A 17,821-nucleotide genomic window follows, 5' to 3' on the forward strand; every position below is an offset into this window, starting at 1 on the left:
AAGCGGCACCGGTCACCGCCTGCGCCGGAGCCGGCACGGACTCCGCCGAGCCGTTCGGCGAAGCGCCCGCGTCACGACCGTGCGGCCGCCCCGAGCAGAGCGTGCCGGTCCAGCCAGTCCGCGACCGCGCGACCGATTTCGTCCGGCCGGTCCTCCGGCGCGTGGTGCCCGGCCGGACCGATCGGCGCGACCTCGGCGCTCGCGAAGGTGGTCGCGGCCCAGTCGATCGCTTCCGGCGAACCCAGGCCGACGCCGTTCTCCAGCGCCATCAGCAATTTGGGCACCTCGGGCGTGGCAGCCGCCCACGCGCCGTACTCGCGCACGATGGCGACCACATCGGCGGGTTCGCCGTCGAGCGGGAATTCCCGCGGCCACACCAGCAGCGGCTTGCGCGACTCCGGGGTCGGATACGGCGCGCGGTACACGTCGTGGTCCTCGGCGGCGAGGTCGGCGACGCCCTTCGGTAGGTTGAACTCGATGAAGGTGTTCTCTTCCAGGATCATTCGCTCGCCTTCGGCGGACCGGAACTTGCGGAACAGCTCAGCGCCGAGCGGGGGCAGCTCGTCAAAGGCCATCGGCCGCAGAAAGGTCTCGATCAGCGCGATGCCACGCACCCGGCCGGGATGCCGGGCAGCCCAATGCATGCCGAGCGCGCCGCCCCAATCGTGCCCGACCAGGACCACTTGGTCCAGCCCGAGCGCGTCGAACCAAGCGTCCAGGTAGGCGGCGTGATCGGTGAAGCGGTAGCCGCTGTCGGGCTTGCCCGACCCCCCCATCCCGATCAGGTCCGGCGCCAGCGCCCTGGTTCGATCGGCGACGTGCGGAATCACATTGCGCCACAGGTACGATGAGGTGGGGTTGCCGTGCAGGAACACCACCGGGGTCGAACCCTCGCTGGTGTCGCGGTAGTGGAGAAACGAGTCGAGTACTTCGACGGTAGGCATGTGGTCGTCCTTCCAGGTTCCGGTTTGCTTGCCTTCACCTGGTTTCGACACACGATCACGGCCGCCTGTGACCGGCCGCGTGGTGACACTCGTCACAGGTGTCGATGCGGTGCCACAGTACGCGTACATCCGTAGTCATGCAGTAGATGCATGGTGGAAACTGACAATCATCTGAGAAATTTTCCGGAACATTTGAACGAACTTGCCAATCGCCGTCCCGGCTATCTACTGTCTCGATACGTAGAATCAAGCATGATCGAGATGGAGCGAAAAGGTGCTGGTGCGCAAGCGGCTACAGGTCGCCCGACCCACCCGCACCGGGCGGATCCCGATCATCCCTGATCGTCACGAGTGAGTCCGGAGCAGGCGCGGCTCGACACCTCGGGACCTCCCCCTCATCAGCCCCGTGGTGTCGTCCCAGTGCGGTCTTCGGAGTGGACAACCATCCGCACAACCGCGCGGTGCCAGGCCTCCTCGTGATGAACCGCCCCCGAATCGGCGCCGGCACGGCGATTCGGGGGCGGGCCCATCTCTGCTGTCCAACTGCCTTGGCGCACCAGTCCGATCCGGGTAGCTGTGCCGAATCTCATATGCGCCGTGCGTTTGTGTCGGCGCGGCCAGTGGATATTTTGACGCCGGTTACAGTTTCCGGTGGGTTCGGCGTTAGGAAGTTCGATGAAATCCACAGCACACCGCCTGGCCCTGATCAGCGTCATGGTCGCGACTTCTCTCGGATTGGTCTCTTGCGCCCACCTCGGAACCAGCGAGTCGTCCGCGGCGACAGGTTGCGGTTCCGGCGGCAAGGCGTGCGCCGCCGCCATACCCGGCCGCGAGGCCATCGCCCTACTGAACTCCCTGCGCGTCGCGGACCGCGCCCCCAAAACCGGTTACAGCCGAGAGGAATTCGGCCCGCCGTGGTCGGACAACGTGTCGGTGCCCGGCGGCAACAACGGTTGCGACACCCGCAACGACATCCTGCAGCGCGACCTGACCGCCGTGACGTTCAAGTCGGGCAAGTGCATCGTCGCCACCGGAACGCTCGACGACCCCTACACGGCCAAGACCATTCAGTTCACGCGCGGCGTGAAGTCATCCGATGATGTGCAGATCGACCACGTCGTCGCGCTCTCGGATGCGTGGCAAAAAGGCGCTCAGAGGCTTTCCGCCGAACGCCGCCGCGACCTGGCGAACGACCCGCTGAACTTGGCGGCCGCAGACGGCCCCACCAACCAGTCCAAGAGCGATTCCGACGCGGCGGAATGGCTGCCGCCGAACAAGGGCTTCCACTGCGCCTACGTGACCAGGCAGATTCAGGTGAAGGCCACCTACCAGCTCTGGGTTACCCAGCCCGAGAAAGACGCCATGGCCCGCGTACTGAGCGGCTGTCCCTGAACGGCACTCGTCAGGCGACCCCGATGTACTGGTGGTCCCACCGGATCCGGCCGTTGTCGTCCAGCGCGATGACGTCGTATCCGCCGCCGACCACCGCGCCGTCGGCCTTGGTCACCATGTGCCAGGTGATGCCGATCAGGTTCACCGACAGGCGTATCGCCGGTCCCTTCGCCGTGAACACGTGCTCGCCCGGAGCGACGAACTCGTCGTAGGCGCGGTCGACGCGGCGATTCAGCGCTTCGTAGCCGCGGATTTCCACGGTCGGGATCGGAAAGGACAGCGCGGACAGCGCTTCCCGCATCGCCTGCGGCGGGTCGACCAGCACTTGGGCTCCGTCCGCCGACCACAGCTGCCGGATGCGCTGGTACCTGGCCTCGGCGTCGGGCTCGTTCCACAGCGCGACATACCGCTCGGCGAAGTTCGTCAGTTCCTGCTCATCGAGTTGGTTGCTCATACGGCAGAGCTTGGCCGGTCGTCCGATCGTGTGCGATTCCCCGCAGGGTATGGCGAGCGACCGCGCGGCGACCGATACTGCTGCTATGACGACGGCGACGGAACCCACCGGGTTCGCCCGGCAGCTCCGGCATTGGCGGACGCTGCGCCGGGTCAGTCAACTCGACCTCGCGATCCGCGCGGACACCACGCAGCGCCACCTGAGCTTCCTGGAGCAGGGGCGCTCGCGACCGGGACGCACGATGGTGGTGCGACTGGCCGAATCGCTGGAACTCTCGCTGCGCGAGCGCAACGGACTACTGCTCGCCGCCGGCTACGCGCCGGTCTTCCCCGAATCGGAGCTCGGCACCACGGAATTGGCGCCGGTACTGGAGGCGCTGCGCGCCATCCTGGACGGTCATCTGCCCTACCCGGCACTGGTTGTGCGACCCTACGGCATCCTGCTCGCCGCCAACGCCGCCTTCGATGTGCTCGCCGAGGGCGCCGCGCCGTGGCTGCTGGAACCTCCGGTCAACGTGCTGCGGCTCGCGCTGCACCCTGAGGGATTGGCCGCGCGAGTGGTCAACCTGCCGGAATGGGGCAGGCATGTCACCGAGGCGCTGCGCGGCCGGATGGCACGCAGCCCCGACCCGGCCCTGGAGGAGCTGATCGCCGAGTTGGAAGGCTATCTGCCGCACGCCGATCCGGGCCCGGACCACCTCGGCTTCGCGGTACCGCTGCGGCTGCGCTGCGCCGCAGGCGAGTTGCGCTTGATCACCACACTCACCTCCTTCGCCACCGCCGTCGACATCACGCTCGCCGAACTCCAGCTGGAGGCGTTCCTCCCCGGCGACGAGCAGACCGCGCGCATTCTGCGCGACCGCGCCGCGCGCCGGTAGCGTTCGTCAACGAGCACCACCGCCTGGTCCCCCGCACGATCAGCCGCTGGTTCACCAGCTCGACGTACGAGCGGCCCCGGTCCGGGCAGCGCGCCAGAAAGCGCCTATTCCAGGATCGGCCTGGTCCGACAGCGCAATCAAGGCCTGCCCGATTCAGACGCAGAGCGATAACGCGGGCTGAGAGGCCTGTGGGTGCCACGCTCATCCTGGCTCACCACTGCTCGGCCGCCGCGATCAGTCGCTGGTACACCAGCTCGACGTGCGGGCGGGCGACCGCGCCGGGCCGGCGCACCAGGAACCCCGTGTTGATCGGCGGGTCGTCCGGTTTCAGCAGCGCCACCAGGGCTCCCGAATCCAATTCGGCCGCGCAGAGGTAACGCGGCAGCACGCTGATACCCGCGCCCGCCGCGACCGCCGCGGTGACCGCGCGCAGGTCCGCGACGACGAGCGCCGCCGCCGCGGTGAGCCGGATGCCGAAGACGTGTCGCCAGTACCTCCGCAGGATCGGCAGGTCCGCGGCATAGCTGATCAGCGGGACGCCGGACAACGCTTCCTGGCCTTTGGAGCGCAACCGCTCCATGTCGATCCGCGCGGCGACCGACGGCGCGGCCACCAGGACGAATTCCTCGTCGGTCAGCGGTTCGGCGACCAGCGTCCGGCCTCTTGGCCGAACCGTGGACACCACCAGGTCATAGTGTCCGGCGCGCAGCCCACCGAGCAGCTCGTCCGACAGTCCCGCCTCGACCACCAGCCGCACGCCCCGGGCGATCAGTGCCGCCAACGCCGGGAGCGCCTGCACCGCAAGGAATTCGGCGGGACCGGCCAACCTCACCGCGGGTTGCGGCGCGGGCTCGGCACGACGGGCCGGCCCCGCCACGGTGTCCAGCGCGTCCAGCGGTGCGGCGATCCGCGCCGCCAGCTGGGTCGCCGCCGCAGTCGGCGCCACCCCGCGGGGCAGTCGGTCGAACAGCCGTGCGCCCAGCCGCTTCTCCAACGCCTGCAACTGACCGGTGACCGTCGGCTGGGACAGCCCCACCAGCCGGGCCCCCGCCGTGATCGACCCTGCGCGGTGCACGGCCAGGAAGGTGCGCAGTTGGTTCAGATCGACATTCCCATCGGAATCCCTATCGTTCACCGCGCAAGTCTATTCCCTAGCCGATGCACCCCGCGCTCGAAGTCCTGCCGGTCCGGTGAACCGGCAGGACTTCACCACTAGGCCGCCGCGAGTTCGCGATCCGCGGGCGCGTCCCAGTCGATCCGGTAGCGCTGCTCGGGACCCATGGTCTTCTCCGGGTTCATCACCGTCTTGATCATGAGCGGCGCGAGCAGCTGCATCATCTTGCGCCCCACCGGCCCCGGCGTCTTGCTGTGGTTGATCTTCGCCGCACGCGCCGCGACACCCTCCACACGGCCGCGCCGCAAACGCTCGTAGACCGCGAACGCCTCCGGGGCGGGCAGATCGCGCAGGCAGCGGGCCAGCTGCACGGCGCTCTCGATGGCCAGCGACGCGCCCTGGCCGGAACTGTTGGACGGCGCGTGCACCGCGTCGCCGACCAGCACCATCCGTCCGCGGTACCAATGCGGCACCGGCGGCATGATGTGCAGCGCCCCGACCACCTCCAACTGCTCCTCGGTGGTGCGCCTGGCCAGTTCGCCACCCGGCGTGTCCTCGCCGTAGGTCTCGCGCAGAATCTTCAGCCACTGTGCGCTGGGGATGGCTCGCGCCGCGGTGAGCGACAGGTACTCCTTGTGCGGCAAGTTGGCGCCCCATGCCACCCGCCCGTCCCCCATCGGCCAGTACAGGTAGTACGCGCGCTTGCCGAACGCGAAAGTCATGCTGTCCGGCGGGATGTCGGCGTCGCACTCGGTGATCGCGCCGAAGCCGAGCATGCCGGTGTAGTCGGGGCCCGGCGCATTCGGGTCGATCAGCGTGCGCACGGTCGAGCGGATGCCGTCGGCGCCGATCAGAACGTCGGCGGTGGCGGTGCTGCCGTCGGTGAATCGGGCGGTGACGCCCGACTCGTCCTCGCGCACATCGAGCAGGCGCTTGTTGTACTCGAACGGGACGCCCGCCTCGACCGCGTGCCGGTGCAACGCCTGGTGCAGTTCGCTCCGATCGACCAACTGCAGCGGCGGCAGGCCGGACAGGATCGGCAGGGACAGCCGCTTGTCTCCCACGGACATGCTCATCCCCCTGACCGGGAGCGCGATATCGCGCACGGGATCACCCGCTCCGATGATGTCGAGCGCGGCGACGCCGTTCGGCGCGAGCGCGAGTCCGCTGCCGATGCCGTAGGACGGGCCGGGATAGGCCTCGTAGACGCGGGCGTCGATGCCCGCTTTGCGCAGGGCCGTCGCGACGACGGGTCCGGCGATGCCGCCTCCGATGACCAGGGCGGTACGTGTTGTGGACATAGGTGTCTCCAGGATTCGTGCGATACGGGTTTCGGTTGCCCGAACCAACCCGCGCGCCATCCACCCGGTTATCCTGTGGTTGCCAGCCTTGTAGCCGGGTGCGCGTCGCGGGCGCGGTTCGAGACTGTTCGATCGGCCCCGGCGGTGGTGTTGCCGCACCTCGCCGGGTCCGGTTTCGGCTAGCTCTCGGCCATCCCCCTCTCCACCAGATCGGCGACCTCGGACTGTCGCATGCCACGGTCGTGCCACTCACGCCACTGCGCCAGACCGGGGAAGGTGCCCTCGGTCAGCTCGTCGCGCAGCGAACGCGTCCATGCCGCTTCGGCTTCCAGCATCGCCACCCCGAATTCGGTTTCGACGATGAACAGCCGGGGCAGCGTTGTGCTGAGTTCGTCGAGTTCGCGGCGCACCGTCCCGATGGTCCGCTCCAGCGCGTCGAGGCGTTTGCCGAGCAACTCGATCACTTCGCCGGGCGGCAGCACCGCGAGAATGGACAGACCCGCGACGAAGCGGTGCTGTTCCGGCTCCGGAGTGGACAGCAGTTCCCTGGTCCAGTCGGCCATCTCGGCGCGGCCCGCGCCGGTGATCTGGTAGATCACCCGCTCCGGCCGCGCGCCCTCGCGTTCACTGCCGACGACCTCGAGGAAGCCGACCTTCGCCATGTTCTGCACGACGGTGTAGAGCGAACCCCACTTGATCGTCATGTCCTGGTCTTTGCCCCGGTCGCGCAGGGTCTGCGCGATCTCGTAGCGATGCATCGGCCGCTCGACGATCACGGACAGCACCGCGAGCGCCAGCAGGTTGTCGACCTTGCGTTTCTTCATCGCGGCACCTCCTTTACTCGTCTACGAATATACGTGCACGAGTATTGCAGCGCAAGTGGCTCACGCGAGCACGGACTCCTCCTCGCGTGCCTGGTCTTCCAGCAACTTGGTGGCGATGTTCGTCAGGGCCGATGTTGCCGCCGAGGTGAGATCCCAGCGACACGGCAGCGAATCAGCTGAGCAGGCCTTCGAGCGCCTTGGCCCGCCCAGGCTGCCGTAGCTTCGCCATGCCCTTGGCCTCGATCTGGCGAGCCGGTTCGCGGGATACTCCGTAGGTCTTGCCGACCTCCTCCAGGGTTCGCGGTTCTGCGCCGTGCAAGCCGAAGCGCAGTGCGATCACCTCGGCCTCGCGTGCGGTCAGCGAGCCGAGCACCTTGTCGAGCTGGCCGCGCAGGGCGGACTCGGCCACCGCGTCGGACGGATCCGGCGCGGTATCGGCGATGAGCTCGCCGAATTCGGTGGCGTCCGCGCCGACCGGGGTCTGCAGCGAGAGCGGTTCGCGGCCGAGGTCGAGCAGATCGCGCACCTTCTCCTCGGACAGCTCCAGCTCTGCGGCGAGTTCCGCCACCGTGGCAGGGCGGGCCAAACGTTGCGCGAGGACGCGCTGCGCGCGGTTCACCCGGTTGAGCACGTCGACGACATGCACCGGGATGCGGATGGTGCGGCCCTGATCGGCCAGCGCGCGTCCGATCGACTGCTTGATCCACCAGGTCGCGTAGGTGGAGAACTTCAGTCCGCGCCGGTGGTCGAACTTCTCCACCGCGCGCATCATCCCGAGCGTCCCTTCCTGGATCAGGTCCAGCAGCGACATGCCCGCCGGTGTGGGATACCGCTTGGCGATCGAGACCACCAGGCGCAGATTGGCTTCGACCATATGGTTCTTGGCCCGTTGACCGTCCGAGATCCGGCGACGCAATTCCCGGCGCTCCCGCGCGTCGAGTTCCGCTGCCTCGCCGGAGTTTTCGAGGCGACGAGCGGCACACTCGCCCGCCTCGATCCGCTCGCCGAGCTCGAACTCCTGCGCGGCGGTGAGCAACGCGGTGCGGCCGATGAGCCGCAGGTAGTCCTTGATCGGGTCCTCGCTGACGGATCCCGTGAAACGGGCCGGATGGGTGCACAACTGGGTCACGGAACGTCCTTCCTGCCGGGTGGACCGTGCGGCGGCGCGCGGAGCACGCCGCCGAACGGCGGGTCGGGAGCGGTGGTCAGCCGCGCCCGGGAATCCGCAGAGGTCGCTGCGGCTTGGCGCGATAGGCCGTTGCAGGGCGAATCGGCGTGGTTCCCTTCCGTTCTCGGCGCGAGGCGCTCGGGAAGGAGTGGGAAGGTCGCGCCGCGGCGATCGGGGAGATGGCGGTTGCGCCTCCTTCGGTGCGGAGCCGGCGAACCGCGGCCTCGATGGCGGCGTGAGCACTGGTCTTATCGGGCATGGTGGCCGATCCCTTTCGGTCGATGGTGGAACTGATGCGAGCCGAGGCCGCTTCGACAAGTGCGTGGTTCATCCGCGCCGGCACTCCTTCGTTCTAGTGACGACTACAAACTTATGCTGCACCTAAAATTATGTCAAGAAGATTTTTGTGTCGATATCAGATATCGTGGCGGCATGAGCTCAGCAGACCTCGGGCTTCGCGCCAGAAAAAAGCAGCAGACCAGGGACAACATCTCCCACCACGCGACCATGCTGTTTCTCGAGCGCGGCTTCGACAACGTGACGATCGCCGACGTCGCCGCGGCGGCGCAGGTCGCCAAGATGACGGTGACCAACTACTTCCCCCGCAAAGAGGACCTCGCCCTCGACCTGCACGACGTGTTCGTCGGCCAGCTCGCGCGTGCCGTGCGCGAGCGCGGACCCGGCGAGTCCGCGGTCGCAGCGCTGCGTCGGGCCTATCTGGACGCGGCGGCGCGGCACGATCCGGTGACCGGCTTCTCCGGACCCGAATTCGCCGGCATGATCACCGGCAGTCCGGCGTTGGTGGCCCGGTTACGCGAGTTCCACGACGAACGCGAACAGGCGCTCGCCACTACCTTGGCCGACGAGACCGACTCCGCCGCAACCGATATCATGCCCCGCGTGGTGGCCGCGTTACTCGGCGGAGTGCACCGCGTGCTGTTCGATGAAACCTTGCGCCGCACCCTCGACGGGCAATCCAACGACGACATCGCCAGCGCCCTCGCCGAATACATCGCCACCGCGTTCGACACGCTGGAACAGGCGATCGGCGATTACGCCGTCCGCGGCGATTAGCTCTGCTCCGGCCGCTCCAGCAGCGACATCGCGATCGGGACGAGCAGATCGACCAGTTCGGCGACGGCCGGGCGCGGGTCGGCCAGCACCCACTCGTGCGCAAGCCCGTTGATCGCGCCGATGAGAGCGCTCGCTGCCCATCCGGGTGCGCCGCGCACCCGGGAACCGGGCGCGACCGCCGGCACGACGTGGGACTCCAGCACGGACGCCCAGGCGTGGCGCCGCTCGCGGCGATGCCGCTCCATCCGGTCGCTCACCCCGACCACCTCGATGAAGGCGAGCTTGGCGCGATAGGGGTCGGAGCCGATCGATTCGAGGTAGGCGGTGACCACGGCGGTCATCGCGGCGGTCAGATCGAATCGGGGGTCGAGTTCCCGCATCCGCGCCAGGACGGCGCCTGCGGCCTCGTCCTGGATCCGGTCGTAGGCCGCGACCAGGACGTCCTCCCTGGTGTGGAACTCCTCGTAGAACTGCCGCTTGGACAGGCCCGCGGCGGCGCACACGTCGGCCAGCGAGCAGTCCGCGTAGCCGCGCTCGGCGAAGATCCGCGTTGCCGCCTCGAGGAAACGCTGACGCCGCTCGGCCTTCCGCTCGACGACGGCGCGCCCGCCGTATTGCCTGCCTACTGTGGCCGTCACATCTTCCACCGTAGCGAAATCACAGCGACCACGACCGGTCTGCGCGGGCACACGATGTGCGGCCATGGCGCCCGGCGTCCCGACCCGCGACGCAGCAGCCGATCGACAGCTCGACGACCGCGCAAATGCCCGTGTCGTGGCGGCGATCCTCGGAAACCGGCGCTCGCGTCTGAGACGATCTAAGCCGAATCCCGCACACACCTTCCCCAGAAACTTACTCCAAAGTAAGGTTGGCCCATGGCGTGGAAACCCACTGAGATCCCGGACCAGACGGGACGTACCTTTGTCATCACCGGCGCTAACGGCGGTCTGGGCACTGTGACCACCGAAGTCCTCGCGGCCAAAGGCGCGACCGTGATCATGGGCTGCCGTAACGCGGCCAAGGCGAAGGAGATAGCCGACCGCATCGACGGCGATGTCCGGGTGGCCGAACTCGACCTTGCCGACCTGGCCTCGGTGCGCAAATTCGCCCACGACTGCGGCGAATTCGACGTGCTGATCAACAACGCGGGGCTGATGAACCTGCCGTTCTCCCGGACCAAGGACGGTTTCGAAACCCAGTGGGGCGTCAACCACCTCGGGCACTTCGCGCTCACCGGGCTGCTGCTGGACCGGATCACCGACCGTGTGGTGACGCTGTCCAGCATCGCGCACAAGCAGACCCCGAAACTCCAGATCGACGACCTCGACTACAAGAAGCGCCGCTACCAGCGCAATCTCGCCTATGCGCAGTCCAAGCTGTGCAACCTGATGTTCGCGCGGGAACTGCAACGCAGGCTGATGGAGTCCGGGTCGGCCAAACGCTCCTACGCCGTACACCCCGGCGTCTCGGCCACCGACCTCTTCGCGCACACCGAGACGCCGCTCGACCACATCGCCAAGCCGTTCATCCGCCTGATCGGGCACTCCCCCGCCAAGGCAGCCCACTCGACGCTGTTCGCGGCGACCATGCCCGACGCCGACCCCACGGTGTACTGGGGCCCGACCAGGCTCTTCGGCACCCAGGGCCCGGTGCGCGCCTCCTCGTCCACCGGCCTGTCGAAGAACAAAGACCTGTGGCAGCGGCTGTGGACGGAATCCGAGCGACTGACCGGCGTCATCTACTCGTTCTGAGCACCGCGCAAACAAACCCAGCTCTACGGCCTGCGTAGTAGAACGGGTACCGTAGAGGCCGTGTCCGCCTCACCTCGCCGCTCGGCACACAATCGTCCGGCCCTCATCGCGCTGGTGATCGTCGCCGCGCTGGGCTGCCTGGCGCTGGCCTGGTGGCAGTGGGAGCGGTACGAGTCGGCGAGCGGCACCGGCCAGAATCTCGGGTACGCGCTGCAGTGGCCGCTGTTCGCGGCATTCGCCGTCTTCGCCTACTTCCGGTTCGTCCGGCTCGAGCGCGAGGCCGAGGAGAAGGGCGAACCCGCCGACACGGGACGCGGCGCCGCCACATCCGGACGGGCCGCGAAACCGGTTGCTCCCAAGGAGATCCCGGCGGGCCTGCTGCCCGAGCGCCCGAAGGCCGTCCGGGACGAGGACCCCGTGCTCGCCGAGTACAACCGGTACCTCGCCGAACTGCACGCCAACGACATCGATGCGCAGGTCCGCCTGCACACCCGCGAGAGGAGCGCCGGTTGACCACCAGCGAGAATTCCGCCGAGACCGCCGTCGCCCCCGCGCCGACGGCGAAGGCCGCCAAGATCGCCCCGGCGCTGCTGCGCTACCGCACGCTGGCCTGGATCACCGGCCTCTGGCTGCTGCTGCTCACCGGTGAGATGATCGCCAAGTACGGCTTCGGCATGCACCCCCCGAGCTGGATCGCCGTGGTGCACGGCTGGGTGTACTTCGTCTACCTGCTGGTCACGGCCGATCTCGCGGTCAAGGTGCGCTGGCCCGTCCCGCGCACCGTCGGCACGCTGCTCGCAGGCACCATCCCGCTGCTGTCGTTCTTCGTCGAGCACGTCAACGCGAAGCAGGTCAAGCAAGACTTCGGGGTCTGACCCCGGGCGGACCGAACGCCGCCCGGGTGGACGGATTACGCCCGCGTCAGTCGGCCAGGGCAGCGAGCGCGGGCACCAATTGGGCCAGCGCCCGCCCACGATGCGAGACCGCGTCCTTCTGGGCGGCTGTCAGCTGAGCCGCGGTGATGTCGCCGCCCGCCGGGATGAACAGCGGGTCGTAGCCGAAGCCGCCGTCGCCCACCGGCTTGCGTCCGATCGAGCCCGGCCATTCGCCGCGCACCACGGTCTCCGCGCCGCCCGGCACCACCAGCGCGCAGGCCGACACGAACCGCCCGCCGCGCCGCTCGTCCGGAACGTCGGCAAGCTGCGCCAGCAGCAGCGCGTTGTTGGCGGCGTCGTCCCCGTGGCCGCCCGACCACCGCGCCGACAGCACACCCGGCATGCCGTTCAAGGCGTCCACCTCGAGGCCGGAATCGTCGGCGACACAGGCCGAACCGGTCGCCGCGGCACCGTCGCGGGCCTTGGCCAGCGCGTTCTCCTCGAACGTCGCACCGGTCTCGGGAGCCTCGTCGTACGGGGGAACGTCGTTCAGCCCGACTATCTCGATACCGGCGACGCCCGCCTCGTCGAGGATGCGGCGCAGCTCGTTCAATTTCTTGGCATTGCGGCTGGCGACCAGCAGGCGGCGGGTCATCACTTCTTCTTCGGCTCGGCCGGCTCCGGAAGCACGCCGGGGTACGGCAGCGCCAGCGCTTCCTTCTGCACAACGAACAACTTCTCGCAGGCCACCAGCGCGGCGTCGAGCAACTTGTCCAGCGTGGAGCGCGGGAAGGTGGCGCCCTCGCCGGTGCCCTGGATCTCCACCAGGGTGCCGGTATCGGTGGCGACCACGTTCATGTCGACCTCGGCGCGCGAATCCTCTTCGTAGGGCAGGTCCACGCGCACCCGGCCGTCGACCACGCCGACGCTCACCGCGGCGATCGCGCACGAGATCGGCTGCGGGTCGGCCAAGGCCCCGGCCGCGCCGAGATAGGTCACCGCGTCAGCCAGGGCGACGTAGGCGCCGGTGATCGCGGCCGTCCTGGTGCCGCCGTCGGCCTGGAGCACATCGCAGTCGATCGCGATGGTGTTCTCCCCGATGGCGGCCAGGTCGATGCAGGCGCGCAGTGAGCGGCCGATCAGGCGGCTGATCTCCTGAGTCCGCCCACCGATCCTTCCCTTCACCGATTCGCGGCCGCTGCGGGTATGCGTCGCGGCGGGCAGCATCGCGTATTCGGCGGTGAGCCAGCCCAGCCCGGAGTCGCGGCGCCACGCGGGCACGCCCTCGGTGACACTCGCGGTGCACATCACCCGCGTCTGCCCGAATTCCACCAGCACGGAACCGGCTGGATGCGTGGTGAACCCACGGGTGATCCGGACCTCGCGGAGCTCATCGTCCGCCCTGCCATCGGCTCGTCTCGACACGGGCCACAGCCTACTGTGTTGAATTTGCGGCGCCTGCGGCGCCGCGTGTTCGCGGCCCTTCGGCCATCATCGGATCAGAGATCGAAGGTCTCGCCCGGTGCGACAGCGTGTACCGGGCCGGAGAACTGTGCCTTCGCCTCGGCGATCACGTCCTCGCGGGAAGTCCACGGGGGGATGTGGGTGAGCAGCAGTTCCTTCACTCCGGCCGCGGCGGCGATCTGGCCCGCCTCGGTGCCCGAAAGGTGTATGCCGGGCGGGCGATTGGCCGGGTCGTGCGTCCAGGACGCCTCGGCCATCAGGACGTCGGCGCCGTGGGCGAGTTCGTGGACCTGCGGGCACAGCGCGGTGTCGCCGGTGTAGACGAATGTGCGGCCGCTCACGGTCTCGATCCGCAGGCCATAAGACTCCGGCGGGTGATACATCCGGCGCGCGGTGACGGTGTGGCCCGGCCCGAATTCGACCGGCTGTCCCTCGGCCCACGGCTGCATGTCGATCACATCGGACCAGTCGTCGCATTCGCCGCCGACCTCGGCGGACGCGTTGCCGATACGCAGCGACGTGTCCGAAGGACCGCGCACGATCGCCTTTCCCTCCGGCGGTGTGGGGTGGTAACGCCGCCACACCAGCAGGCCCGGCAAATCCAGGCAGTGGTCCGCGTGCAGATGAGTCAGGAAGATATCGACCTCACCTGGGTCGGCGTAGCGCTGCAACGCGCCGAGAACTCCCGGGCCGAAATCGATGACCGTCGGCGGCATATCCGGGCCGGTGAGCAGGTAACCCGACGCAGGAGAGTCCGGGCCGGACACGCTGCCCGAGCACCCGAGGACGGTAAGGCGCATTCCCCCATGCTGCCACGCGGAATTCTGGCTCACGAAAGGATCCCCCTCGTTTCGCGACGGGCCGCGCGCTCATCGCGGCGACGCGTTGACTCCGGCTCGATCCCCGCGGCGGTGTCGACGTTCATCACCAGAGAGTACCCAGCCAGCGAACAGTCCACCCAACGCCCCGAAAAGATGCCCCTGCCAAGAGATTCCCGGCTGTCCCGGCAGGACGCCCCACAGCAGCGAGCCGTACAGGGCAAGCACCACGATACCGAGCGCGATCTGTCCGATATTGCGGGCGAACCAGCCGCGCGAGATGACGAATGTCAGCCAGCCGAACACCAGCGCGGACGCACCGATGTGCACGCTGCCCGTCGCTCCGGTGAGCCAAGTGCCGACTCCCGCCACGAGCCAGATGATCGCGGTCGCGGCCAACCCGCGGCCGAGACCCGCCAGCAGGACGAGGAAGCCGAGCACCAGCACCGGGAATGTGTTGCCGATCAGGTGACCCCAGTCATCGTGTAGCACAGGGGCGAACAGGATGCCGGTCAACCCGTCGGCCTCGCGCGGCTCGATGCCCGCGTAGTCGAGCCGACCGCCGAGCATGACATCGACTGTTTCGACGCCGTAGAGCAGTCCGACGAATCCGAGGATCAGCACCCCCGAACGCAACCACAGCCGCTTGATGGTGGTGAATCCCCCGCTCGGCGCGGGCGGCGGCCCCGGAACGCCGATGGGCTTCCCCACCCGCGCACGCATCGCCGCGATCCGATCAGGGTCGAACGACGGCCCGAGTCCCGCGCCGGTCATGGCCACCTCCTCGCCGCGCGGGGTTGTGGCCCCGCCTCACCGAGGGTACCGGCGCGTGCTGGGAATCAGGCCCAGAGCTGGCCGTCGAGCCGCTCTTCCGCCTCCTCGAGGGTGCCGTCGTAGGCGCCGGTGGACAGATACTTCCAGCCGCCGTCGGCGACCACGAACGCGATGTCCGCTCGCGTGCCCGCCCGCACCGCCTTGCGGGCGACGCCGAGCGCCGCGTGCAGGATGGCGCCGGTGGAGACCCCGGCGAAGATGCCTTCTTCCAGCACCAATTCGCGCGTGCGTTTGACCGCGTCATAAGGACCGACCGAGAAACGTGTGGTCAGCACGCTTTCGTCGTACAGCTCGGGGATGAATCCCTCGTCGATGTTGCGCAGACCGTAGACCAGCTCGCCGTAACGCGGCTCGGCGGCGACGATCTCGATGCCGGGCACCTTCTCGCGTAGGAACCGGCCCGTGCCCATCAGCGTGCCCGTGGTGCCGAGACCCGCGACGAAATGCGTGATCTCCGGCAGGTCGGCCAGGATCTCGGGGCCGGTGGTCTCGTAGTGCGCCAGCGCGTTGGCCGGATTGCCGTACTGGTAGAGCATCACCCAGTCGGGGTTCTCCGCCGCGATCTGCTTGGCCAGCGCGACGGCCTGATTGGAGCCGCCCGCCGCGGGGGAATCGATGATCTGCGCGCCGAACATGGTGAGCAGCTGCCTGCGCTCCACCGAGGTGTTCTCCGGCATCACGCAGATCAGCCGGTAGCCCTTGAGCTTGGCGGCCATGGCCAGGGAGATGCCGGTGTTGCCGCTGGTGGGTTCCAGGATGGTGCATCCGGGGCGCAGCAGCCCGTCGGCCTCGGCCTGCTCGATCATGCGCAGCGCAGGCCGATCCTTGATCGAGCCGGTGGGGTTGCGGTCCTCCAGCTTGGCCCACAACCGCACGTGGTTCTCGCCGTCCCATTGCGGGGACAGGGTGCGCAGCCCGACCAGCGGGGTGTTGCCGAGGGTCGCGATCAGCGATTCGTAACGCGCCACGGGACGGGTCAGCCTCCGGCGACGGCGGGCAGGATGGTCACGCTCGCGTCCTCGGGCACCTCGGCCGCGAGACCGCCGGCGAAACGCACATCCTCGTCGTCGACATAGATGTTGACGTAGCGGTTGAGCTTGCCCTCCTTGAGCAGGCGCTCGGCAAGACCTGGGTGGTTGGCCTCGAGGTCATCGATCAGCGCGGCCAACGTGGCGCCCTCGGCCTGCACCCGCTTCTCACCTCCGGTGAGGCCGCGCATGATGGTCGGGATGGACACGGTTACCGGCATGGGTACTCCTCGTTTTCCGGAACAGGCATCGGTCTAGGTCTCATACGCGTCGACGATTTGCACCGGCTCCTCGGCGACCTCGCCGTCGACGATCCGGTAGCTGCGCAGCTCGTGCTGCTCGGGATCGCGGGTGGAGATCAGCACGTAGTGCGCGAACGGCTCGGAGGCATACGACACGTCGGTCCGGCTCGGGTAGGCCTCGGTGGCGGTATGCGAGTGGTAGATCACCACCGGCGTCTCGTCCGCCTCGTCCATCTCCCGCCAGACCTTCAACTGCTCGCCGGAGTCGAAGCGGTAGAAAGTGGGCGAACGCTCGGCGTTGACCATGGCGATGAAGCGCTCCGGTCGATCCGAGCCCTCTGGCCCGGCGATGACACCGCAGGCCTCATCGGGGTGATCGGCGCGCGCGTGCGCCACCATCGCCTCCACGAGGTCGGCCCTGATCACCAGCACGAGTCGCACACCCTTTCCGCAACGCCGACCCATCGCAGTCGACAACGAGCCAGGATATTCGGCTATTCCCACGAACATATCGGGCGGGTCTGTGGTGTGTGGCGCCGGGACGTTCGCGGCAGATCAGCCCGACAATATGTCGCGATAGGCGGGGATGCCCGCGACCGCGTGGGCCGAGCGGATCGCGTCGACGACGGCGCGTTCGACGCACACCGCGGCCGCCGTGCAAATCTCGTCCAGGACGAGCAGATCGGCGGGAAAGGCGGGCGGCAGCGGAAGATCGGGGCTCTCCTCGGCCGTACCGGTGGCGAGCGCGAAGATCGTGTCCCCGTCGAGCGGTGAATGCGCGGGACGAATCGCCCTGGCCAAGCCGTCGTGCGCGGTGGCCGCCACCCGCCTGCACCCGGCCGGATCGAGCGGGGCGTCCGTCGCCACGACTCCGATCGTGGTGTTGAGCACCGTGCCTTTCACCGGCAGTGCATTGGCCGCGGCCAACTGCTCGGCCGTCGGCGCGCGCAGGCCGAAGTACTCGGGTCCGTCGGTGCCGCACCCCCACGGCAACCCGGTGCGCGGATCGAATACCGAGCCAACGGGATTGGCCACGATCAACGCGGCGACGGTGATCCCGGCGGCGGCGCCTTCGCTCAGCACAACGCTCGCGGTCCCCACCCCGCCTTTGATCGATCCCGCGCGAGCGCCGACACCCGCACCGACCGACCCGCGGGCGAAATCGACCGCCGCGGCCTTCGCCGCCTGATAGCCGAACTCGGCCGTCGGCCGGATACCCCACGCCCCGACCGGAAGATCGAAGATCACCGCGCCGGGGACGATCGGCACCACCCGGCCCGGGTCGGTCGGATCCATCACGATGCCCGCGCCGTTCTCCTCCAGCCAGCGCATGACGCCGTCGGCCGCGGCGAGACCGTAGGCGCTGCCACCGGTCAACAGGATCGCGTCGACCTGGCGGACGGTGTTCATCGGATCGAGCAGGTCGGTCTCGCGGGTGCCCGGCCCGCCGCCGCGCACGTCGACCGACGCCACCGCGCCGCCCGGCACGCGCACGACCGTGCAGCCGGTGGCCGCCCCGGCGCCCAGTGCAGCGTCGGGATCGAGGACGTGGTGATGACCGACCAGCACACCCGGGACATCGGTGAGCGAACTGTTCTCCCCCGGCTCGGCTTTCACCATCTCTACTCCTCACGGCGGCTGATCGACCGCGCCGATCTTCG

The 17,821-nt window shown here is 68.6% G+C and carries 21 protein-coding genes; 6 read left to right on the forward strand and 15 right to left on the reverse strand.

What is annotated here, in order from left to right:
• Nucleotides 1-71: 71 nt before the first annotated feature.
• Entirely contained in the window at nucleotides 72-944 is an 873-nt protein-coding gene (locus NA4_RS14135) for a haloalkane dehalogenase (protein ID WP_067469970.1), read from the reverse strand.
• Between the two features lie 675 nt (nucleotides 945-1,619).
• On the opposite strand from NA4_RS14135, the gene NA4_RS14140 reads away from it, so the two are divergent.
• A complete protein-coding gene (locus NA4_RS14140; RefSeq protein WP_067469889.1) occupies nucleotides 1,620-2,336 on the forward strand; it encodes an HNH endonuclease family protein in 717 nt (238 codons plus the stop codon).
• A 10-nt stretch (nucleotides 2,337-2,346) separates the two neighbouring features.
• On the opposite strand, the gene NA4_RS14145 is transcribed toward NA4_RS14140, so the two are convergent.
• On the reverse strand, nucleotides 2,347-2,790 hold the full coding sequence (locus NA4_RS14145) for a hypothetical protein (protein WP_067469892.1): 444 nt from the start codon (nucleotides 2,788-2,790) through the stop codon (nucleotides 2,347-2,349).
• A gap of 85 nt (nucleotides 2,791-2,875) precedes the next feature.
• Here NA4_RS14145 and NA4_RS14150 point away from each other — a divergent pair, with 85 nt between their 5' ends.
• Nucleotides 2,876-3,667: a helix-turn-helix domain-containing protein gene (locus NA4_RS14150; protein WP_067469973.1), complete on the forward strand. Its 792-nt coding sequence runs from the start codon at nucleotides 2,876-2,878 to the stop codon at nucleotides 3,665-3,667.
• 211 nt (nucleotides 3,668-3,878) lie between these two features.
• Here NA4_RS14150 and NA4_RS14155 read toward each other — a convergent pair whose 3' ends face one another.
• From NA4_RS14155 to NA4_RS14170, 4 genes are all read right to left on the reverse strand, one after another.
• Nucleotides 3,879-4,802, reverse strand: coding sequence for a LysR family transcriptional regulator (locus NA4_RS14155; RefSeq protein WP_067469895.1), 924 nt, complete (start codon nucleotides 4,800-4,802; stop codon nucleotides 3,879-3,881).
• A 77-nt stretch (nucleotides 4,803-4,879) separates the two neighbouring features.
• Entirely contained in the window at nucleotides 4,880-6,082 is a 1,203-nt protein-coding gene (locus tag NA4_RS14160; protein WP_067469898.1) for an FAD-dependent oxidoreductase, read from the reverse strand.
• Nucleotides 6,083-6,261: 179 nt separating this feature from the next.
• The gene (locus tag NA4_RS14165; RefSeq protein WP_067469900.1) at nucleotides 6,262-6,906 is read right to left on the reverse strand and encodes a PadR family transcriptional regulator; all 645 of its coding nucleotides are present in this window, start codon (nucleotides 6,904-6,906) and stop codon (nucleotides 6,262-6,264) included.
• A gap of 172 nt (nucleotides 6,907-7,078) precedes the next feature.
• Nucleotides 7,079-8,035: a sigma-70 family RNA polymerase sigma factor gene (locus NA4_RS14170; RefSeq protein ID WP_067469903.1), complete on the reverse strand. Its 957-nt coding sequence runs from the start codon at nucleotides 8,033-8,035 to the stop codon at nucleotides 7,079-7,081.
• A gap of 471 nt (nucleotides 8,036-8,506) precedes the next feature.
• On the opposite strand from NA4_RS14170, the gene NA4_RS14180 reads away from it, so the two are divergent.
• Nucleotides 8,507-9,148, forward strand: a complete 642-nt coding sequence (locus NA4_RS14180; RefSeq protein WP_067469909.1) for a TetR family transcriptional regulator — start codon at nucleotides 8,507-8,509, stop codon at nucleotides 9,146-9,148.
• On the opposite strand, the gene NA4_RS14185 is transcribed toward NA4_RS14180, so the two are convergent.
• Nucleotides 9,145-9,786: a TetR/AcrR family transcriptional regulator gene (locus NA4_RS14185; protein ID WP_067469975.1), complete on the reverse strand. Its 642-nt coding sequence runs from the start codon at nucleotides 9,784-9,786 to the stop codon at nucleotides 9,145-9,147. The genes NA4_RS14180 and NA4_RS14185 overlap by 4 nt on opposite strands.
• A gap of 237 nt (nucleotides 9,787-10,023) precedes the next feature.
• On the opposite strand from NA4_RS14185, the gene NA4_RS14190 reads away from it, so the two are divergent.
• The 3 genes from NA4_RS14190 to NA4_RS14200 are packed head-to-tail and all read left to right on the forward strand — an operon-like array spanning nucleotide 10,024 to nucleotide 11,774.
• Nucleotides 10,024-10,899 (forward strand): oxidoreductase, encoded by an 876-nt coding sequence (locus NA4_RS14190; RefSeq protein WP_067469912.1) that lies wholly within the window; start codon nucleotides 10,024-10,026, stop codon nucleotides 10,897-10,899.
• 60 nt (nucleotides 10,900-10,959) lie between these two features.
• A complete protein-coding gene (locus NA4_RS14195; RefSeq protein WP_067469915.1) occupies nucleotides 10,960-11,412 on the forward strand; it encodes a transcriptional regulator in 453 nt (150 codons plus the stop codon).
• A complete protein-coding gene (locus tag NA4_RS14200) occupies nucleotides 11,409-11,774 on the forward strand; it encodes a DUF3817 domain-containing protein (RefSeq protein ID WP_067469918.1) in 366 nt (121 codons plus the stop codon). Before NA4_RS14195 ends, NA4_RS14200 begins: the two co-directional genes overlap by 4 nt.
• Before the next feature lie 46 nt (nucleotides 11,775-11,820).
• Here the strand turns inward: NA4_RS14200 and rdgB are convergent, their stop codons facing one another.
• The 8 genes from rdgB to NA4_RS14240 form a co-directional block, all read right to left on the reverse strand.
• Nucleotides 11,821-12,429 (reverse strand): RdgB/HAM1 family non-canonical purine NTP pyrophosphatase, encoded by a 609-nt coding sequence (rdgB, locus tag NA4_RS14205; RefSeq protein WP_067469921.1) that lies wholly within the window; start codon nucleotides 12,427-12,429, stop codon nucleotides 11,821-11,823.
• Nucleotides 12,429-13,199 carry a ribonuclease PH gene (gene rph, locus NA4_RS14210; protein WP_067469924.1) on the reverse strand — a complete coding sequence of 257 codons (771 nt, stop codon included), beginning with the start codon at nucleotides 13,197-13,199 and terminating at the stop codon, nucleotides 12,429-12,431. The genes rdgB and rph overlap by 1 nt, the downstream gene beginning before the upstream one ends.
• A 74-nt stretch (nucleotides 13,200-13,273) precedes the next feature.
• Entirely contained in the window at nucleotides 13,274-14,038 is a 765-nt protein-coding gene (locus tag NA4_RS14215) for a cyclic nucleotide-degrading phosphodiesterase (protein WP_067469927.1), read from the reverse strand.
• Between the two features lie 69 nt (nucleotides 14,039-14,107).
• Nucleotides 14,108-14,830: a rhomboid family intramembrane serine protease gene (locus NA4_RS14220; RefSeq protein WP_084497085.1), complete on the reverse strand. Its 723-nt coding sequence runs from the start codon at nucleotides 14,828-14,830 to the stop codon at nucleotides 14,108-14,110.
• A 65-nt stretch (nucleotides 14,831-14,895) separates the two neighbouring features.
• On the reverse strand, nucleotides 14,896-15,858 hold the full coding sequence (locus NA4_RS14225) for a PLP-dependent cysteine synthase family protein (protein ID WP_067469930.1): 963 nt from the start codon (nucleotides 15,856-15,858) through the stop codon (nucleotides 14,896-14,898).
• Nucleotides 15,859-15,866: 8 nt separating this feature from the next.
• Nucleotides 15,867-16,139: a MoaD/ThiS family protein gene (locus NA4_RS14230; protein ID WP_067469933.1), complete on the reverse strand. Its 273-nt coding sequence runs from the start codon at nucleotides 16,137-16,139 to the stop codon at nucleotides 15,867-15,869.
• Nucleotides 16,140-16,172: 33 nt separating this feature from the next.
• Nucleotides 16,173-16,592, reverse strand: a complete 420-nt coding sequence (locus NA4_RS14235) for a M67 family metallopeptidase (protein ID WP_067469981.1) — start codon at nucleotides 16,590-16,592, stop codon at nucleotides 16,173-16,175.
• Between the two features lie 123 nt (nucleotides 16,593-16,715).
• Nucleotides 16,716-17,780, reverse strand: a complete 1,065-nt coding sequence (locus NA4_RS14240; RefSeq protein WP_067469936.1) for a P1 family peptidase — start codon at nucleotides 17,778-17,780, stop codon at nucleotides 16,716-16,718.
• Nucleotides 17,781-17,821: the final 41 nt, after the last annotated feature.

It is taken from the genome of Nocardia amamiensis NBRC 102102 (genome assembly GCF_001612745.1).
Classification (GTDB): domain Bacteria; phylum Actinomycetota; class Actinomycetes; order Mycobacteriales; family Mycobacteriaceae; genus Nocardia; species Nocardia amamiensis.

What these genes read in the sequence shown, in the direction of transcription:
- NA4_RS14135 (WP_067469970.1), bottom strand. Translation starts at nt 944, where the DNA reads ATGCCTACCGTCGAAGTACTCGACTCGTTTCTCCACTACCGCGACACC.
- NA4_RS14230 (WP_067469933.1), bottom strand. Translation starts at nt 16,139, where the DNA reads ATGCCGGTAACCGTGTCCATCCCGACCATCATGCGCGGCCTCACCGGA.
- NA4_RS14160 (WP_067469898.1), bottom strand. Translation starts at nt 6,082, where the DNA reads ATGTCCACAACACGTACCGCCCTGGTCATCGGAGGCGGCATCGCCGGA.
- NA4_RS14190 (WP_067469912.1), top strand. Translation starts at nt 10,024, where the DNA reads ATGGCGTGGAAACCCACTGAGATCCCGGACCAGACGGGACGTACCTTT.
- NA4_RS14140 (WP_067469889.1), top strand. Translation starts at nt 1,620, where the DNA reads ATGAAATCCACAGCACACCGCCTGGCCCTGATCAGCGTCATGGTCGCG.
- NA4_RS14145 (WP_067469892.1), bottom strand. Translation starts at nt 2,790, where the DNA reads ATGAGCAACCAACTCGATGAGCAGGAACTGACGAACTTCGCCGAGCGG.
- NA4_RS14165 (WP_067469900.1), bottom strand. Translation starts at nt 6,906, where the DNA reads ATGAAGAAACGCAAGGTCGACAACCTGCTGGCGCTCGCGGTGCTGTCC.
- NA4_RS14220 (WP_084497085.1), bottom strand. Translation starts at nt 14,830, where the DNA reads ATGACCGGCGCGGGACTCGGGCCGTCGTTCGACCCTGATCGGATCGCG.
- rdgB (WP_067469921.1), bottom strand. Translation starts at nt 12,429, where the DNA reads ATGACCCGCCGCCTGCTGGTCGCCAGCCGCAATGCCAAGAAATTGAAC.
- NA4_RS14150 (WP_067469973.1), top strand. Translation starts at nt 2,876, where the DNA reads ATGACGACGGCGACGGAACCCACCGGGTTCGCCCGGCAGCTCCGGCAT.
- NA4_RS14215 (WP_067469927.1), bottom strand. Translation starts at nt 14,038, where the DNA reads ATGCGCCTTACCGTCCTCGGGTGCTCGGGCAGCGTGTCCGGCCCGGAC.
- NA4_RS14240 (WP_067469936.1), bottom strand. Translation starts at nt 17,780, where the DNA reads ATGGTGAAAGCCGAGCCGGGGGAGAACAGTTCGCTCACCGATGTCCCG.
- NA4_RS14180 (WP_067469909.1), top strand. Translation starts at nt 8,507, where the DNA reads ATGAGCTCAGCAGACCTCGGGCTTCGCGCCAGAAAAAAGCAGCAGACC.